This window comes from Thioalkalivibrio sp. ALE23 (genome assembly GCF_000378545.1).
Taxonomy (GTDB): Bacteria; Pseudomonadota; Gammaproteobacteria; order Ectothiorhodospirales; family Ectothiorhodospiraceae; genus Thioalkalivibrio.
The window spans coordinates 44,851-61,260 of record NZ_KB900033.1 but is presented as its reverse complement, the minus strand read 5'-3'; the positions used below and the strand labels follow the sequence as shown (position 1 = coordinate 61,260).

The following is a 16,410-nucleotide window of genomic DNA, read 5'->3' as shown; positions in this document are numbered from 1 at the left end:
AACCCCGGCGGCCTTTTTGCTGTATTGGTCGGGACGGCAGGATTTGAACCTGCGACCCTCTGCACCCCATGCAGATGCGCTACCAGACTGCGCTACGCCCCGAACGCGACATATGGTAATCGAGTGGGGCCGATCGCGAAAGGGGGGCGATCCCCGGTGGCCGCCGCACGCTCAGTTCCGCAGCACCTTCAGTACCGACTCCAGCTCCTGGATCGTGTCCTGGATGATCTGCCGGGCCTGCTGGTGATCCTCGCGCGCCTCATCCCCGGAGAGCTTCTGCCGCGCGCCGCTGATGGTATAGCCTTCTTCGTACAGCAGCGCGCGGATCTGGCGGATCAGGATGACGTCCTGACGCTGGTAGTACCGCCGGTTGCCGCGCCGCTTGACCGGCTCCAGCATCGGGAACTCCTGCTCCCAGTAACGCAGCACGTGCGGCTTGACCAGGCACAGCTCGGCGACTTCCCCGATGGTGAAATACCGCTTGCCCGGGATCGCCGGCAGCTCCTGGTGATTACTCGCTTCCAGCATAGCTCTCGACCCGTTCGCGCAGTTTCTGGCCCGGACGGAAGGTCACGACCCGGCGCGCGGAGACCGGGATCTCTTCGCCGGTCTTGGGATTGCGCCCCGGACGCTGGTTCTTGTCGCGCAGTACGAAATTGCCGAACCCCGAGAGTTTCACGCCCTCGCCGTCTTCCAGCGACTGACGCATCTCCTCGAAGAACATTTCGACGAATTCCTTGGCCTCACGTTTGTTCAGGCCCAGTTCCTCGTTCAGCGTGGCGGCCAGATCCGCCTTGGTCACAGCTGCCATCGATCAGTGCCTCAGGGTCGCATTGAACCGGCTTTCGAGGTGCGCCACCACCGCATCGGTCACGGCGGTCACATCGGAGTCATCAAGCGTGCGATCAAATGCCTGCAAAATCAAGCCCAGAGCCAGACTCTTCTCGTCCGGATTCAAGCCCTTGCCCTGGTAGACATCGAACAGCCGGACGTCACGCAGCAGCTCCAGCTCGAGTTCGCCGATCGCCGCCAGCAGATCCCCGGCGGGCACGTCCTCCTGCACGACCAGAGCCAGATCCCGCCGGATCGAGGGATAAGCCGACAAGGGCCGGAACTGCGCTACCGGGTCGGTACTGACGGTCCGTGCATCCAGGTCGAACAGGAACACCGGCGCCCCGAGGTCGAAGCGCTCCGCCAGCGACGGATGCAGCTTGCCCACCCATCCGATCGCCTGTTCACCCGCCAGCACACGGGCACTCTGACCATCGTGCAGCGCGGGATGCTTTTCCGCGCGGAAACGCAACGGCTCCGCCAGGTTGCCGCAAAGGGTCTCCACCTCGCCCTTCGCGTCGAAGAAGTCCAGCTCGCGGGATGCCGTCTCCCAGTGCTCGGGCATGGCCCGTCCGGTCAGCAGCCCGGCCAGCCGGGGTTCCTGGGACAGACCGGAAGGCCCGGGCACGAAGCGCAGGCCGTGTTCGAACAGCCGCAGGTCGTACTGCTGCCGGGCCGTGTTCCATGCGGCCGTGCTCACCAGCCCCGGCCACAGGCCGGGGCGCATCACGCTCATGTCGGAGGCGATGGGGTTGGCCAGTGCCAGAGGCTCCACCTCGGGATAGAAGCGCTGCGAGACCTCGCGGTCGATGAAGCTGAAACTGATCACTTCGTGGAACCCGCGCCGGGTCAGGCCTTCCCGCAGCGCCTTCAGGCCACCCGGCGGCGTCACCGGCGGCACCGCGCCCGGCAGGGTGCGCGGCAGACGGTCATACCCGTGCACCCGCGCCAGTTCCTCGATCAGGTCTTCCTCGCGCTCCAGGTCGAAGCGCGCACGCGGAGCCAACACCCGCCAGGTGCCGTCGCCACCGGGCTCCACCACGCAGTCCAGCGCCCGCAGGATGCGCTCCACCTCACCGTCCTCCAGGGCGACCCCGAGCAGACGCTCAATGCGTCCGGCGCGGAGGGTGATCGGCCGTTCATCGTGCGTCGACGGGATGTCCCCGGCCGTCTCCACGGGCCCGCAGGCGCCGCCGCAGATCGCCAGCAACAGCTCGGTGGCCCGCTCCATCGCGCGCGGCACCAGGGTGGGGTCCACACCCCGCTCGAAGCGATGCGACGCATCGGTATGCAGCCCGTGTTCGCGCGCCCGGCCCGCCAGCGCACGCGGCGCGAAATGGGCACATTCCAGGACCACCCGGGTGGTGTCGTCATCCACCGCCGAAGCGGCTCCGCCCATGATTCCGGCCAGCGCCAGCGGTTGGGTCTCTCCGGCGATCACCAGATCCCGTTGCGACAGCTCGACCGTCTGCTCGCCGCCCAGCAGGGTCAGGGACTCGCCCTCGCCGCCCCGGCGCACGCGAATCACTTCGCCGGCACGGTCGGCATCGAAGGCATGCAGCGGCTGACCCAGCTCCAGCATCACGTAGTTGGTCACGTCGACAATCGCGGAGAGCGGGCGCACGCCGGCCCGGCGCAGGCGTTCGGACATCCACAGCGGCGTGGGCGCCCGGGCATCCAGGCCCTCGAGGATCCGTCCCGAGTAGATCGGGCAGGCCTGTGCATCATCGACGGTCACGCGCACGCGTCGATCCAGCGTCGCTTCCACCGCGGGCGCCGGGCGGACCTGCAGCGGCCGGTCCAGCAGGGCCGAGCACTCGCGGGCGATCCCGCGCATGCCCAGACAGTCCGCGCGATTGGGTGTCAGGTCGACCTCCAGCACATGATCGTCCAGCCCCAGCGCCGCGCGCAGGTCGCTGCCGATTTCCAGGTCCGCGGGCAGATCCAGCAGCCCCTCGGCGTCCTCGGCCAGGCCGATCTCGCGTGCGGAACAGAGCATCCCTTCGGAGGTCACGCCACGCAGCTTCGAGCGCTTGATGCGGAACTCGCCCGGCAGCTCCGCCCCGATCATCGCGACCGGTGCCACCATCCCCGTATAGACATTGGGTGCGCCGCAGACGATGTTCAGCGGTTCGGCCTCGCCCGCCTCCACCTGACACACCCGCAGGCGATCGGCGTCCGGGTGCGGCTCCACCGCGGTGACGCGGCCAACCCGCACGCCGTGGAACGCCGGCGCCGCCGGCTCGATGGCGTCCAGCTCCAGCCCCGCCATGGTCAGCCGGTGCCCGAGATCCTGCGGGGTCTCGTAGATCTGCAGCCAGTCCTGCAGCCATTCGATACTGATGCGCATTAGCCTGCCTGCCCGAATTGCCGAATGAAGCGGATGTCGTTGTCGAAGAACAGCCGGAGGTCATTGACCCCGTGGCGCAGCATGGCCATGCGTTCGACGCCCAGGCCGAACGCGAACCCGGTGTATTCCTCGGGGTCGATCCCGACATGGCCCAGCACGTTGGGGTGCACCATCCCGCAGCCCATCACCTCGAGCCAGCCGGTGTGCTTGCACACCCGGCAACCGTCGCCGCCGCAGTGCACGCACTGGATGTCCACCTCGGCCGAGGGCTCGGTGAACGGGAAATACGACGGCCGGAAGCGTGTGGCCAGATCGTCGCGCTCGAAGAAGCCGCGCAGGAACGCATCCAGGATCCCGCGCAGATCGGCAAAGGTGATGTCCTCGTCCACGCACAGCCCCTCGATCTGATGGAACATCGGACTGTGGGTCAGATCCGAATCGCAGCGGTAGACCCGCCCCGGCGCGATCGCGCGCAGCGGTGGTTTCTGCTGTTCCATCGCCCGGATCTGCACCGGCGAGGTATGCGTCCGCAGCACGCGGTGGGCATCGAAGTAGAACGTGTCGTGCATCGCCCGCGCCGGATGATGCGCCGGGATGTTCAGGGCCTCGAAATTGTGGGTGTCGTCTTCCACCTCCGGGCCCTCCGCCACGCGGAACCCGAGACCGGCGAAGAAATGTTCGATGCGCTCGATGGTCGACGTGATGGGGTGCAGCGCCCCGCCCGCGGACCGGCGCCCCGGCAGGGTTACGTCCACACGTTCGCGCGCCAGCTGTGCCTCCCGCTCGGCCTCGGCCAGTGCGGTCCTGCGCGCCTCGATGGCCTCCGCCACCCGTTCCTTGGCCGCGTTCACCGCCTGTCCCGCGGCCGGACGTTCTTCCGCCGGCAGCCGTCCCAGCTCCTTGAGCTGGGCGGTCAGCACGCCCTTCTTGCCCAGATAATGGACCCGAACGTTATCCAGCGCCTTGAGGTCCGTGGCGGCCTCGACACGCGCCAGCGCCTCGTCGGTCAGCTCCTGCAATTGCTCCACGTACTATCCCCTTTGCAAACAAAAAAGGGAGGGCCTGAACCCTCCCCTTTCGGGATTCCCGCATGATCCGGGATTGCCGGCCGTCCCCTCCTCGCGCGGAGGGCCGGGACGGCGGTGATCCTGCGGGATCTCAGGCCGCCTGGGCGGCTTTCGCCTGTTCGGCCAGCTTGCCGAATGCGGTCAGATCGTGCACCGCCAGATCGGCCAGCGACTTGCGGTCGATCTCGATGCCGGCCTTCTTCAGCCCGCTCATGAAGCGGCTGTAGGACAGGTCGAACTGCCGCGCAGCGGCGTTGATGCGGACGATCCACAGCGAACGGAAGTCGCGCTTTTTCTGGCGACGGTCACGATAGGCGTACTGGCCGGCCTTGATGACCGCCTGGTTGGCAACGCGATAGACGTTCTTGCGTGCCCCGTAGTACCCCTTCGCCTGCTTGAGGACCTTCTTGTGACGGGCGTGAGCGGTTACACCGCGCTTGACTCGTGGCATGTCTCGATTCCTCGGTCAGTTCAACGATGGTTGGGCAGCATCTTGCGCACGGCGGCCGTGTCGGCCTCGTGCACCATCGCCGGGCTGCGCAGGTGACGCTTACGCTTGGTGGACTTCTTGGTCAGGATGTGGCTGCGGTGCGACTGGAACCGCTTGTACTTTCCCGACCCCGTACGGGTGAAGCGCTTGGCCGCACCCCGGTTGGTCTTGATCTTCGGCATTTTCTGCTCCGGCATTTGGGACCGGTTCCCCGCAGGGCCGGTCGTTTGTGGAAAGGGCGATCAGGTATGCGGAGACCCGCCGCCCCTTGTCGATGTCCGCCCTACTGCTTCTTGCGGGGCGACATCACCATGATCATCTGACGTCCTTCCATCTTGGGGCGCTGTTCCACCACCGCGATGTCGGTCACGTCCTGCTCGATCTTGTCCAGGAGCTGATTACCCAGCTCCTGATGACGCATCTCGCGCCCGCGAAAACGGATGGTGACCTTGGCCTTGTCACCATTCTCCAGGAAGCGCCGCAGATTGCGCAGCTTGACGTTGTAGTCGCCCTCGTCCGTCCCGGGACGGAACTTCACTTCCTTGATCTGGATCTGCTTCTGCTTCTTCCTGGCTTCCTGCGCCTTTTTCGACTGTTCGAACTTGTACTTGCCGTAATCCATGATCCGGCAGACCGGCGGTTCGGCGTTCGGCGAGATCTCCACCAGGTCCAGCCCCGAGTCGCGGGCCATGTCGAGGGCCTCTTCGATGGTGGTGATCCCCCGGTTCTCGCCTTCGGCGTCGATCAGCCGGATTTTCGAACTCGTAATCTGATCGTTCAGGCGAACGGTTTTCGCTGCGCTAATGGCCTTTTCTCCAGTTCAGGTTCCGGTGCCCCGGCTGGTCACCTCTTTCCCGAGGCGTTCGCTCAGTTTATCCAGGGACATGGTACCGAGGTCTTCGCCGTCGCGGGTACGAACCGCGACCTTGCCCTCTTCCATCTCCCGGTCTCCGAGCACCAGCAGGTACGGCACGCGCTTAAGCGTGTGCTCGCGGATCTTAAAGCCGATCTTTTCGTTTCTCAAGTCGGGCTCGACGCGAAAGCCCTGCTCGCGCAGGCGCCGCGCCACGTCCCGGGCGTAATCATCCTGGCGTTCGGTAATGGTCAGCACCGATGCCTGCACCGGGGCCAGCCAGGTCGGGAAATGCCCGGCGTAGTGCTCGATCAGCACGCCGAAGAAGCGTTCCACCGATCCCAGCAGGGCGCGATGGATCATGATCGGGCGGCGCCGCTCGTTGTCCTCGGCGACGTACTCCATGTCGAAACGCTCGGGCAGATTGAAGTCGAGCTGGATGGTCGAGCACTGCCACTGGCGGCCGATCGCGTCGTGGATCTTGATGTCGATCTTGGGGCCGTAAAAGGCGCCGCCGCCCACGTCCAGGCTGTATTCCAGCCCTTTCTTCTCGATCGCACCGCGCAGGGCGCGCGTTGCGTGGTCCCAGATCTCGTCGGATCCCACGGCGTCATCCGGCCGGGTCGACAGATTCACGTCGAAATCCTCGAAGCCGAAGGTGCGCAGGGTCTCCAGGGTGAGGTCGATCACGCCCATGACCTCGGCCTCGATCTGATCCTCGCGGCAGAAGATGTGGGCATCGTCCTGCGTGAACCCGCGCACGCGCATCAGGCCGTGCAGCGCCCCGGACATCTCGCGCCGGTACACCGTGCCCATCTCGCCCCAGCGGATCGGCAGATCGCGATAGGAATGCAGCCGGTCCTTGTACATCAGCACATGGAACGGGCAGTTCATCGGCTTGAGCTGGAACGCCTGGTGCTCGTCCTGCATCGGCTCGTACATCGAGTCGGCATAGAACTCGGCGTGGCCGGAGGTGTGCCACAGCTCCAGGTTGGCGATGTGCGGGGACACGACGAAGTCGTAGCCGGCCTTCTCGTGCATCTCGTACCAGAAGTTCTCGATCTCGCGGCGGATGCGCGCGCCCTTCGGGTGCCAGAACACCAGACCGCCGCCGGCCTCGTCCTGGATGGAGAACAGGTCCAGCTCCGCGCCGATCTTGCGATGGTCGCGGCGTTCCGCCTCTTTCAGGCGATGAAGATGCTCTTCCAGCTGCTGCTTGTTCGGCCACGCGGTGCCATAGATGCGCTGCAGCATCTCGTTGTCGGAATCGCCGCGCCAGTACGCCCCGGCCACGCTGGTCAGCTTGAAGGCCTTCAGCTTGCCGGTGGACGGGATGTGCGGGCCCCGGCACAGGTCGATGAAATCGCCCTGACGGTACAGCGAGATGGTCTCGCCCTGCGGGATGGATTCGATGATCTCGGCCTTGTATTCCTCCCCCATGTTGCGGAAGTACTCCACCGCTTCGTCGCGGTCCATGGTCGAGCGCTCCACCGGCAGATCCTGCTTCGCCAGCTCCTTCATGCGCTTCTCGATCTTTTCCAGATCTTCCGGCGTGAAGCCGCGGTCATACGCGAAGTCGTAGTAGAACCCGTTCTCGATGGTCGGGCCGATGGTCACCTGGGCATCGGGAAAGAGTTCCTTGACCGCCTGCGCCATCAGATGCGCAGTGGAGTGGCGGATGATCTCCACGCCTTCCGGATCGCGGTCGGTGACGATCGCGACCTCGGCGTCGTCGTCGATCTCGTGGCGCACGTCCACCAGTTCGCCATTCACCTTGCCGGCGACGGCCGCCTTCGCCAGGCCGGTGCCGATATCCTTCGCCACGTCCATGATGGTGACGGGTTGATCGAACTCGCGGCGGCTGCCGTCGGGGAGGGATACTGCAGGCATTGCGAAACTCCTTCGCCGACCCATACGCGGGGTCGAACGTCGCTGATTCAGAAAATGAAATAAATTCGGATAACCTTCATGCAAAGGTTATCACGAACCCTGCCCGCCCCGACACGAATCCCGTGCCGACGGCAGGGCGGCGCCCCTGCGCCGCGACTACTCGCCCGCCGTTCCGTCGGCTTCGGGCACGGCCTCATCCAGCGGCACCGGCCCATTCGTCCCCGTGTCTCCCTCGATGATGTCGGTCGACCCCCCGCCCGGATCGGCGTCGTCGGCGTCCATCAGCAGCACGTCCACCCGCCGGTTGCGGGCGCGGCTTTCGGCATCCACGTTCGGGCGCAGCGGGCGGGTATCCGCATGGCCGGTGGCGCGCATGCGGGCCGGCTCCACCCCGGTGTCCTCCATCACGTGCACCACCGAGACCGCCCGCGCGGTGGACAGATCCCAGTTGGAACGGAAACGTTCGCTGCGGATCGGCAGATCGTCGGTATGCCCGGCAATCACGATCTGGCCCGGGGTCTCGGCCAGCACTTCGGCCACCCGTTCCAGCACCGGCACGAAGTCCACGTTCAGGTCCTTTTCACCGATCTCGAAGGCGGCCTGCTCTTCGAAGCGCAGCAGGATACCGGCGTCGTCTTCCGCCATGTCGATCAGCCCCTGCTCGAGCTCGTCCTGCAGGGCCTCGCGCAGGGCCTCGGTGATCTCGTCCTGCTCGCGGTATTCCGGTTCGGGTTCCGGCTCCTCGACGGTGCGCGGCTCCGGCGAGCGGCCTTCGAGGTCGATAACGGTGGGTTCCGGAATGGCGGGCACTTCCTCCTCCACCTCGGTGGAGCCCAGCACCTCGCGCAGCGAATCGGCCATCTGCTCGTACTTCTCCGCGTCGATGGTGGAGAAGGCGTAAAGCATCACGAAGAACACCACCAGCACCGCCATCAGATCGGCGAAGGTGGTCATCCAGCGCGGTGCGCCGCCCTCGCCTTTCTTGCTCCTGCGCACGGCCATCTACGAAGACGACCCCTGAGGCTGCCCCTCGGCCTGTCCCTGCTTTTCGAGCTCCTCGGCCGCCTTCTCGCGCTGCTTGCTGGGCAGGTACGGCAGCAGCATCTCCTCGATCATGCGCGAGTTGAAGCCCTGGTGGATGCAGTTGACGGCATCCACGATCAGGTTCCGGGTGATGTGCTCGGAGCGCGCCCGCATTTCCAGATTGTCCGCGATGGGCAGGGCCACAAGCTGCGCGAAGATCGCGCCGTAAAGCGTTGTCAGAAGGGCCACGGCCATGCCGGGGCCGACCGCTTCGGGGCTCTCCAGGTTACCCAGCATCTGCACCAGCCCGACCAGGGTTCCGATCATGCCGAAGGCGGGCGCCTGCTCGCCAATGGACCGGAACACCTTCTGTCCGGTCTCGTGACGCTCCAGCGACAGCTCCAGATCCTCGCGCAGCACGTGCTGGATACGCTCGGGTTCGAAACCGTCCACCGACAGCTGCAGGGCCTTGGCGTAGAACGCGTTGGGGGTCTCCTCGTCCTCCAGTGCCAGCAGCCCCTTCTTGCGCGCGACCTGCGCCAGTTCCTTGGTGCGCTCGATCAGCCCACGGGGGTCATCCTCCTGGTGATAGAGGGTCTTCACCGCCACGCGGAACGAGCTCATCACGTGGCGGAAGGGGAACTTGATGAACGTAGCGGCCATGGTGCCGCCGACCACGATCAGCACCGCCGGCAGGTGCCAGAAATCCGCCGCCTGACCGCTCAGGACAATGGCGCCGAAGATCACGCCCAAGCCCAGCACCACGCCGAAAAGAGTTGCCTTGTCCAAGTGGGACTCCGCAGAAAAAGACCTGGATGGAATGGCGTCATCCTAATATATGCGCTCGACCCGTGCGCGGCCGCACGGGTCGCGGCTGTGTCACAATCGCGCCATGAGCAGCCACCCCTACGACGCCCTGACCCCCGAATGCATCCTGGATGCGGTGGAATCCACCGGCCTGCGCTGCGACGGGCGCCTGCTGGAACTCAACTCGTTCGAAAACCGCGTCTACCAGATCGGCACCGAAGATACTCACGGAGGATCACGGCCGATCATCGGCAAGTTCTACCGCCCCGGGCGCTGGTCGGATGCCGCCATCCGCGAGGAGCACGCATTCGCCCTCGAGCTGGCGGCGGCGGAGATCCCGGTGGTCGCCCCCCTGCCCGATGCCGACGGCGAGACCTTCCACGAACACGCCGGCTTCCGCTTCGCGCTGTATCCGCAGCGCGGGGGCCGCAGTCCCGATCTGGAACAGCCCGAGGTGCTGGAACGCATCGGACGCTTCATCGGCCGCATCCACACCGTCGGCGCCGCCGCCCCGTTCCTGCATCGCGAGATCATGGACCTTGCCGGTCTGGCCACCGCGGCCCGCGAGGATGTCCTGTCCGGCGCGCATCTGCCGCCGGAGCTGGTATCGGTCTACCGCGACCTCAGTGCCGATCTGGTCGAGCGTCTGCGGGACTTCGAGCCGATACTGGGCGAAGTCCCGGCGATCCGCCTGCACGGCGACACACATCGCGGCAACCTGCTGTGGACCGATGCCGGCCCGCATTTCGTCGATCTCGACGACGCCCGCACCGGGCCCGCGGTGCAGGATCTGTGGATGTTCCTGTCCGGCGATACGCCGACCATGACCGGACAGCTGCTGGACCTGCTGGAGGGATACGAGGACTTTCGTCCCTTCGACCGCCGCGAGCTGGCCCTGATCGCGCCGCTGCGGGCCCTGCGCATCCTGCGCCACGCCGCATGGCTCGCCCGGCGCGCGGACGACCCGGCCTTCGTCCAGGGCTTCCCGGTGTTCTACACGCCGCGTTTCTGGGAGGAGCACATCCTCACGCTGCGCGAGCAGCGCGCCGCCCTCGACGAGCCCCCGCTGAACCTGCCCTGAGGCCTCTCGGACGCCCCGTCAGTAGCGTGCGGGGATGTACTTGCCCGTCAGCAGCGGGCCACGCGCTTCCTGGTCGTGGGCCCAGACGCGCGGTTCCAGCTCCGGTTTCTCGGGTGGATGGTCGCTGTAAGGGATATTCTCCAGGATATCGGCGATGCAGTTGAGCCGCGCGTGGCGCTTGATGTCCGCATCCACCATGCGCCATGGGGCATGCGCGGTATCGGTATGGCGCAGCATGTCGTCCTTGGCCTTCGAGAATTCATGCCACAGCTCACGCGATTTCAGGTCCATGGGCGAGAGCTTCCAGCGTTTGACGGGGTCCTCCACCCGCGCCTGAAAGCGGCGTTCCTGCTCCTGTTCGCTGACCGAAAACCAGTACTTGTACAGCTCGATGCCGTCTTCAACCAGCAGTCGCTCGAACGTCGGACAGGCATGGAGAAAGCGCTGCACCTCTTCTTCCGAGGCGAAGCCCATCACCCGTTCGACCCCGGCCCGGTTGTACCAGGAACGGTCGAACAGCACGATCTCGCCCGCCGTAGGCAGGTGCGCGGCATAACGCTGGAAATACCACTGCCCGCGTTCGTGGTCGGAGGGTTTCCCCAGCGCGACGGTGCGCACGATGCGCGGGTTGCTCTTCTCCATGATGCGCTTGATCACCCCGCCCTTGCCGGCCGCGTCACGGCCCTCGAACAGGATCACCACGCGGCGGCCTTCGGCCTTCACGCAGCGCTGCAGCTTGATCAGCTCCACCTGCAGCCGCCGCAGCTCGCGTTCATAGACCTTGCGCCGCAGCACGCCTTCCTTGTTGTAGTCCTCGGCATCAAAGCGCCGCAGGCGTTCCCCGTCCGCCATCTGCTGTCTCCGGCCATCGCAAACCCTGAGTATGACAGCCCGTGCGGGGCGCGGGCATCCATTCGGGACCGTGACCATGCATTGCAAGCCCGTGCCGAGTCGGGCAGGGTCGAACCACGCAACGGAAGGAACCGAATCATGGCTGACATCGCCTCCTGGGCCGGGGCCCTCGATCCCTGGCAGATCTGGCTGCTCGCCGCCCTGCTGATCCTGATCATCGACCTCGCCATCCTCGGCGGGCTGATGTCCGGCGGTGGCGGCATCACCCTCGTACTGGCCGGCGGCGCCCTCGGTGCCATGGTGGCCGCCGCCTTCGGTGCCGAACTGGCCGGCCAGCTGAGCGCCGGCGTGGTCGGCATGATCCTGGCCGGCGCCCTGGCGTTCTGGGTCGGCCGCCGCTGGGCCGGCCGCCCGCAACAGGGGCCGCCGGATGACCCCCGAGTGCGCGACGAGATCCTGCACCTCGAACCCTACAACGGGGGGCTGGGCGTGCGCGTGCTGGGCGATGCCTATCCCGCCCGGCCCGAGGATCCGCAGCAGACCCTGCAGGAAGGCGATCCCGTGCGCATCCAGCGTTTCCAGGGCATCACCGCCGTGGTCCGCCCGGCCGGCGACGACCCCGGCACCCACTCCAGCCACACCAACGAAGGGAATCCCGCATGAATACGCTCATCACCCTCATTGCCATCGCCGTCCTCGTGGCGGTCTTCCTCAGCATGGGGATCACCATGATCCCGCAGCGCCGCGCCCAGGTGATCGAACGCCTCGGCAAGTACCACCGCACCCTGGAGCCGGGCCTGAACCTGATCATCCCGTTCATCGACCGTCCCCGGGCGATCACGATCCTCACCTTCAAGAACGACCAGCCGGTGGTCCGCACCGAGGACAAGATCGACATGCGCGAAGTCGTGCTGGACTTCCCCAGCCAGTCGGTGATCACCCAAGACAACGTCGGCGTGCAGATCGACGGCGTGCTCTACTACCAGATCATGGACCCGCAGGCCGCGGTCTACGGCACCGAGAACCTGGTGCTGGCGATCCAGACCCTCGCCCAGACCTCGCTGCGCTCCGAGATCGGCACCATGGAGCTGGACAAGATCTTCGAGTCGCGCCAGGAGATCAACGCGCGCCTGCAGACGGTGATGGACGAGGCCGGCAACAAGTGGGGCCTGAAGGTGAACCGCGTCGAGATCCGCGACATCGACACCCCGCAGGAGATCCGCGAGGCGATGAACCAGCAGATGGTCGCCGAGCGCAACCGCCGCGCCACCGTGCGCGAGGCCGAGGGCTACAAGGAAGCCGAGATCCAGAAGGCCGAGGGTGACAAGCAGGCGGAGATCGCCAAGGCCGAGGGCCAGAAACAGGCCGCCATCCTGGTAGCCCAGGGCGAGAAGGAGGCCATCCAGAACGTGATGGCCGCCCTCGAGGGCAAGGCCGACGACCCGATGGCCGGCGTGCAGTACCTGATCGCGCAGCGCTACATCGAGATGCTGCCCGAACTGGCCAAACAGGGCGACCGCGTGTTCGTGCCGATGGAAGGCACCGCCCTGCTGGGATCACTGGGCGGCATGCGCGACCTGTTCGGTGCCGGAGCGATGTCCAGTGTCGACAGCCCGGCCGCACCGGTGACCGGCTCCCCGACGCAGGGAAGCTGACGCCGCGCCCCCCGGCAGGCGCAAAGTGGTCGGTCCGGGGGACGGACCGACCGCCACGGCCTTACCTCACTGGCCTCGCCGCGGCGCCTGCTACGGAGCCGTGGTTCGGGCCGTACCCATACTCAGTGCGGTTCGTGGTGGCGGGCTGCCAGAATCGCCGCCGCCACATCCGCAGGTTCAATCCCCGGGGCATCCAGCCCCACTCCGGACATGGCCGTGGCCACCGCATCCTGCAGCACCGGCTCTTCCAGCGGGATCCCGTGCAGGGCCTCCGCGACCCGGTCCATGCCGTCTTCGGGGAACACCGTGAAGTCGCCGGACAGCAGGAGATCGGCGATCTCGTCGTCCTTCTCCATCAGCTGCGCGCGGATCAGCCCGCCCGCCGCCTTGTGCGCGCCTTCGGTGAGATGCGTGCCCGCGGCGATCTTGACCCCCATCTCGACGAACTTGCGGCCCTTGCGATAGGTCCACTCGGGATCCGCCAGGGCCTGCACCTGTTCATCGATGGCGGCGACCTCCTCGGCCGTCGGCTCGCTCAGCTCGACGTCCACGTCCAGCTCCTCACCGATCCGCTTGAGGAATGCCTCGCGCACCGTCTCGCGCGGCGGCTTCTCGCCCAGCTCGCGGGTCAGCGTGGTGATGTAATCCTCCATGCCGGCACGCAGCTTGTCGCGGAACTTCTCCGACGGCACCTTCAGGCACTGCGCCATGGTCGCGGTGTCGAAATCGAACATGAAACTGCCGACCATCACGGTGGCATCGCCGATGCTGGCCGCACCCGTCCCGCCGATCTTGCGCCCGTCGACGTGGATGTCGTTCACCGGACGGAAGGTCGCGTTGACCCCCAGATCCTGATAGGTGTGGATCACCGGATCGATGAACTTCTGATAGATCTGCGAGACGATGCGCGGGGCCTTCGCGCTCGGGTAGATGAAGTGGAAGAACATCTGGTCGCGGTCCAGATACACCGCGCCGCCACCCACATGCCGGCGCACGATGGGGAGGTTCTGTTCCTCGCAGTACTCCTCGTCCACCTCCAGGGCGATCTCCTGATGCAGTCCCACGCAGACGTAGGGATCATCGGGGTTTACCAGGGTCAGGACCGGATCGTCGTCCGGCCCCATCGCCTCGGCCACGCCGTGGTACACGGCCTGGGAACGCAGTGCGGGCTGCTGCCCGAAATCGATCACGCGCAAACGCATCTTCCTTCCTCTGATCGAGCGGGGCCGCGGCCCCGGTATCCATGACGGCTCCGGCCGCGGGCCGGATCAGAACTCAGCGTACCAGACCACGCCAAAGCTGCGGCCGGGGGCGAGGATCTCCTGCGCGCCACGCGCCGGGTCGATCTGATCCTCGCGCTGGCCGGTCACGTGCTCGCGGTAGGCCTTGTCGGCAATGTTGTTCACCTGGAAGGTCAGCTCGTTGTGGCGCAGCAGACCGGACGGCTGGAAACGATAGCCCACCAGCAGATCCCCGGTCGCGAAGCCGGAAGTCTCGCGTTCGGTGTTATCCGTGAAGCGGTCCGCCGTGCGATCCTGGCGCGCCACCGCGCGCAGCCGGCCTTCCCACTGCCAGCCCTGCTCCACCGAACGACGCAGCGCGATGCTGGCCTCCGGCGGCGGCATCTCCGCCAGCGGCTCGTCGAACCGGCTGTCGCGGTTTTCGCCGCGGATCCAGGTGCCGGTGAACTCGCCGCTCACGTGCTCGGTGAACGGACGCTGGACCTGCAGCTCGACCCCGCGGATGCGCGCCTCGTCGAGGTTGACCGTTTCACGCTGGTTCTGCGTGCCCGGCAACACCACCGCACCGATGTAGTCGCGTATCCGGCTCTCGTAGGCGGAGACCATGTAGCTGAAGCCCTGCAGATGGCCGCGCGCCCCGACCTCCAGGGTCCGGTTGCGCTCGGGATCCAGTTGGGGGTCGGCGATCCAGCGGTAGCCATCGCTGTATTCGTAAGTCAGATAGCGTTCGAGAAGACTGGCCGAACGATACCCTTCGGACAGGCTAACGTACGGATTCACCTCCTCGCGCAGATCCCAGTTGAAGCCGGCCGACCAGCTCAGGTTGTGGTCCACATTCTGCAGATCGCCATCGCTTTCAACTACAGCATCCGCATCGCCTTCCACACGGTCGTAACGCATACCCAGGTTCAGGGTACCGGCATCGAGGAAGGTCTCGTGCTGCACAAACATACCCTGCGAATCGATCTGACCGTCATCGATCAGATCCATGAACAGCGCCCGATTCTCAAGGGCATCCGGATCCGTCAACAACACTTCAAACGGCGCTGCAGCATCATTAGGGCGGAAGCCCTGGTTCACATGACCGATAAAGGAATCCGGGCTCGCCCGCAGGCGCCAGTACTCGGCGCCCACCAGAAGGATCTGGTTGTCGGTCGGGAACAGCTCGGTCTGGATGCGGGCCCCGTCGGTGGTGAAATCGGTGTCGGACACACGGTAGTCCCGGCCCAGCGCATGGCTCCAGTCGTAGTTGCCGCGCGAGAGCTCCTGGCGGTAGATGGAGGCCTCGACCCGGGGCGCCCAGGCGCCGCCGAAATCACCCTGGTAGGTCGCTTCCAGCAGATCACGGGTCTGCGTCGGCGTGTAGTGCGTGTTCAGCCCCTCCGGGGCCGCGCGGAGCTGATCCGGCAGGGGGTCATTCTCCGGGTCCCTATCGTTTACAGACCGCGACGCCAGATACCAAACGTCCTCACGCTCGTCGCGCTGGGCACGGAAACCAAGCTCGTGATCCGGGGTCAGGCGGGTGCGATATCGCAGGTGATAGGCCTGCTGCCGGGTCCCGCTGTCGTCCAGGCGATCACCGTCGCCCATGCGGTAGTCGTCGGTATCCAGATAGGCGGTGGAGAAGTCCAGCACGTGGCGTTCGTTGGAGGCGGTCACCCCCAGCGCGCTGCGCAGCCCGCGATCCACCGAGCTGTAGCCCAGACGGCTCCAGGCGTTGATTTCCTCTTCTTCGGTGAAATCGCCGCTGCGGGTGATGATGTTGATCACCCCGCCCATCGCGCCGGAGCCGTAGAGCACCGAGCTCGGGCCGCGCACGATCTCGATGCGTTCGATCAGGTCCATGTTCACGTAGGAGGCGAGCGAACCGCGCGCCGGCGGCTGCATCGCGTTGACCCGCACGCCGTCCACCAGCACCAGGACCTGGTCACGCTTGAGCCCGCGGATGATCGGGTCCTGCCCCACCGAACCGTCCACCGCGGTGGCCAGGCCCGCCTCGCCACGCAGCAGATCACCGACGCCCACCCCCGGGCGGTTGCGGATTTCGTCGCGGTCGATGACCGTGACCGATGCCGGCGTATCCTCGATCAGGGTCTCGTAGCCGGTGGCCGTCACCGATACCGGTGCCAGCTCCACGGCCTCGTCCTGGGCCAGGGCCGCGCCCGGCAGGGCCAGCAGCGTGGCCAGAGTCGTCTTCCCGATGGTACGTTGCGTCATGGTGATCTCCCCCGTTCCGAAGCCGCGCAATTTAGGCACCTGACGGCCGGGCC

General features: G+C 66.2%; 16 protein-coding genes and 1 tRNA gene. 3 read left to right on the top strand and 14 right to left on the bottom strand.

Going from position 1 to position 16,410, the window contains the following annotated elements; translation table 11 throughout:
- Nucleotides 1-25: 25 nt before the first annotated feature.
- From F573_RS0107020 to F573_RS0106970, 11 genes are all read right to left on the bottom strand, one after another.
- A tRNA-Pro gene (locus tag F573_RS0107020) sits at nt 26-102 on the bottom strand.
- 69 nt (nt 103-171) lie between these two features.
- On the bottom strand, nt 172-528 hold the full coding sequence (locus F573_RS0107015) for a MerR family transcriptional regulator (protein WP_019021987.1): 357 nt from the start codon (nt 526-528) through the stop codon (nt 172-174).
- Complete coding sequence (locus tag F573_RS0107010) at nt 512-811, bottom strand: integration host factor subunit alpha (protein WP_024329755.1); 300 nt, start codon at nt 809-811, stop codon at nt 512-514. Before F573_RS0107010 ends, F573_RS0107015 begins: the two co-directional genes overlap by 17 nt.
- A gap of 3 nt (nt 812-814) precedes the next feature.
- Nucleotides 815-3,181, bottom strand: a complete 2,367-nt coding sequence (pheT, locus tag F573_RS0107005; RefSeq protein ID WP_019021986.1) for a phenylalanine--tRNA ligase subunit beta — start codon at nt 3,179-3,181, stop codon at nt 815-817.
- Nucleotides 3,181-4,209, bottom strand: a complete 1,029-nt coding sequence (gene pheS / locus F573_RS0107000; RefSeq protein WP_026300841.1) for a phenylalanine--tRNA ligase subunit alpha — start codon at nt 4,207-4,209, stop codon at nt 3,181-3,183. Before pheS ends, pheT begins: the two co-directional genes overlap by 1 nt.
- 130 nt (nt 4,210-4,339) lie before the next feature.
- Nucleotides 4,340-4,699, bottom strand: a complete 360-nt coding sequence (gene rplT, locus F573_RS0106995; RefSeq protein WP_018869320.1) for a 50S ribosomal protein L20 — start codon at nt 4,697-4,699, stop codon at nt 4,340-4,342.
- A gap of 20 nt (nt 4,700-4,719) precedes the next feature.
- Nucleotides 4,720-4,920 carry a 50S ribosomal protein L35 gene (rpmI, locus tag F573_RS0106990; RefSeq protein ID WP_018869319.1) on the bottom strand — a complete coding sequence of 67 codons (201 nt, stop codon included), beginning with the start codon at nt 4,918-4,920 and terminating at the stop codon, nt 4,720-4,722.
- Between the two features lie 101 nt (nt 4,921-5,021).
- On the bottom strand, nt 5,022-5,543 hold the full coding sequence (gene infC, locus F573_RS0106985; protein WP_081619210.1) for a translation initiation factor IF-3: 522 nt from the start codon (nt 5,541-5,543) through the stop codon (nt 5,022-5,024).
- A 15-nt stretch (nt 5,544-5,558) separates the two neighbouring features.
- A complete protein-coding gene (thrS, locus tag F573_RS0106980; protein ID WP_019021983.1) occupies nt 5,559-7,481 on the bottom strand; it encodes a threonine--tRNA ligase in 1,923 nt (640 codons plus the stop codon).
- A 156-nt stretch (nt 7,482-7,637) separates the two neighbouring features.
- On the bottom strand, nt 7,638-8,483 hold the full coding sequence (locus F573_RS0106975) for a flagellar motor protein MotB (protein WP_019021982.1): 846 nt from the start codon (nt 8,481-8,483) through the stop codon (nt 7,638-7,640).
- Complete coding sequence (locus F573_RS0106970; RefSeq protein WP_019021981.1) at nt 8,484-9,293, bottom strand: motility protein A; 810 nt, start codon at nt 9,291-9,293, stop codon at nt 8,484-8,486.
- 103 nt (nt 9,294-9,396) lie between these two features.
- Here F573_RS0106970 and F573_RS0106965 point away from each other — a divergent pair, with 103 nt between their 5' ends.
- Nucleotides 9,397-10,392, top strand: coding sequence for a serine/threonine protein kinase (locus tag F573_RS0106965; RefSeq protein WP_038033260.1), 996 nt, complete (start codon nt 9,397-9,399; stop codon nt 10,390-10,392).
- Nucleotides 10,393-10,410: 18 nt separating this feature from the next.
- Here F573_RS0106965 and ppk2 read toward each other — a convergent pair whose 3' ends face one another.
- Nucleotides 10,411-11,244, bottom strand: coding sequence for a polyphosphate kinase 2 (gene ppk2, locus F573_RS0106960; RefSeq protein WP_019021979.1), 834 nt, complete (start codon nt 11,242-11,244; stop codon nt 10,411-10,413).
- 138 nt (nt 11,245-11,382) lie between these two features.
- On the opposite strand from ppk2, the gene F573_RS0106955 reads away from it, so the two are divergent.
- Together F573_RS0106955 and F573_RS0106950 are read left to right on the top strand one after the other, a co-directional pair.
- Complete coding sequence (locus F573_RS0106955) at nt 11,383-11,907, top strand: NfeD family protein (protein WP_019021978.1); 525 nt, start codon at nt 11,383-11,385, stop codon at nt 11,905-11,907.
- A complete protein-coding gene (locus tag F573_RS0106950) occupies nt 11,904-12,899 on the top strand; it encodes an SPFH domain-containing protein (protein ID WP_019021977.1) in 996 nt (331 codons plus the stop codon). Before F573_RS0106955 ends, F573_RS0106950 begins: the two co-directional genes overlap by 4 nt.
- Nucleotides 12,900-13,021: 122 nt before the next feature.
- Here the strand turns inward: F573_RS0106950 and F573_RS0106945 are convergent, their stop codons facing one another.
- Both F573_RS0106945 and F573_RS0106940 read right to left on the bottom strand, forming a co-directional pair.
- Entirely contained in the window at nt 13,022-14,101 is a 1,080-nt protein-coding gene (locus F573_RS0106945; protein ID WP_019591283.1) for a biotin/lipoate A/B protein ligase family protein, read from the bottom strand.
- A 66-nt stretch (nt 14,102-14,167) separates the two neighbouring features.
- A complete protein-coding gene (locus F573_RS0106940; protein WP_026300839.1) occupies nt 14,168-16,357 on the bottom strand; it encodes a TonB-dependent siderophore receptor in 2,190 nt (729 codons plus the stop codon).
- Nucleotides 16,358-16,410: the final 53 nt, after the last annotated feature.

Excerpts from the sequence above, each read along its gene's own strand:
- ppk2 (WP_019021979.1), bottom strand. The coding sequence starts at position 11,244 with ATGGCGGACGGGGAACGCCTGCGGCGCTTTGATGCCGAGGACTACAAC.
- rpmI (WP_018869319.1), bottom strand. The coding sequence starts at position 4,920 with ATGCCGAAGATCAAGACCAACCGGGGTGCGGCCAAGCGCTTCACCCGT.
- F573_RS0106975 (WP_019021982.1), bottom strand. The coding sequence starts at position 8,483 with ATGGCCGTGCGCAGGAGCAAGAAAGGCGAGGGCGGCGCACCGCGCTGG.
- pheT (WP_019021986.1), bottom strand. The coding sequence starts at position 3,181 with ATGCGCATCAGTATCGAATGGCTGCAGGACTGGCTGCAGATCTACGAG.
- F573_RS0106955 (WP_019021978.1), top strand. The coding sequence starts at position 11,383 with ATGGCTGACATCGCCTCCTGGGCCGGGGCCCTCGATCCCTGGCAGATC.
- F573_RS0106950 (WP_019021977.1), top strand. The coding sequence starts at position 11,904 with ATGAATACGCTCATCACCCTCATTGCCATCGCCGTCCTCGTGGCGGTC.
- F573_RS0106945 (WP_019591283.1), bottom strand. The coding sequence starts at position 14,101 with ATGCGTTTGCGCGTGATCGATTTCGGGCAGCAGCCCGCACTGCGTTCC.
- F573_RS0106940 (WP_026300839.1), bottom strand. The coding sequence starts at position 16,357 with ATGACGCAACGTACCATCGGGAAGACGACTCTGGCCACGCTGCTGGCC.
- F573_RS0106965 (WP_038033260.1), top strand. The coding sequence starts at position 9,397 with ATGAGCAGCCACCCCTACGACGCCCTGACCCCCGAATGCATCCTGGAT.
- rplT (WP_018869320.1), bottom strand. The coding sequence starts at position 4,699 with ATGCCACGAGTCAAGCGCGGTGTAACCGCTCACGCCCGTCACAAGAAG.
- F573_RS0107010 (WP_024329755.1), bottom strand. The coding sequence starts at position 811 with ATGGCAGCTGTGACCAAGGCGGATCTGGCCGCCACGCTGAACGAGGAA.
- thrS (WP_019021983.1), bottom strand. The coding sequence starts at position 7,481 with ATGCCTGCAGTATCCCTCCCCGACGGCAGCCGCCGCGAGTTCGATCAA.
- F573_RS0107015 (WP_019021987.1), bottom strand. The coding sequence starts at position 528 with ATGCTGGAAGCGAGTAATCACCAGGAGCTGCCGGCGATCCCGGGCAAG.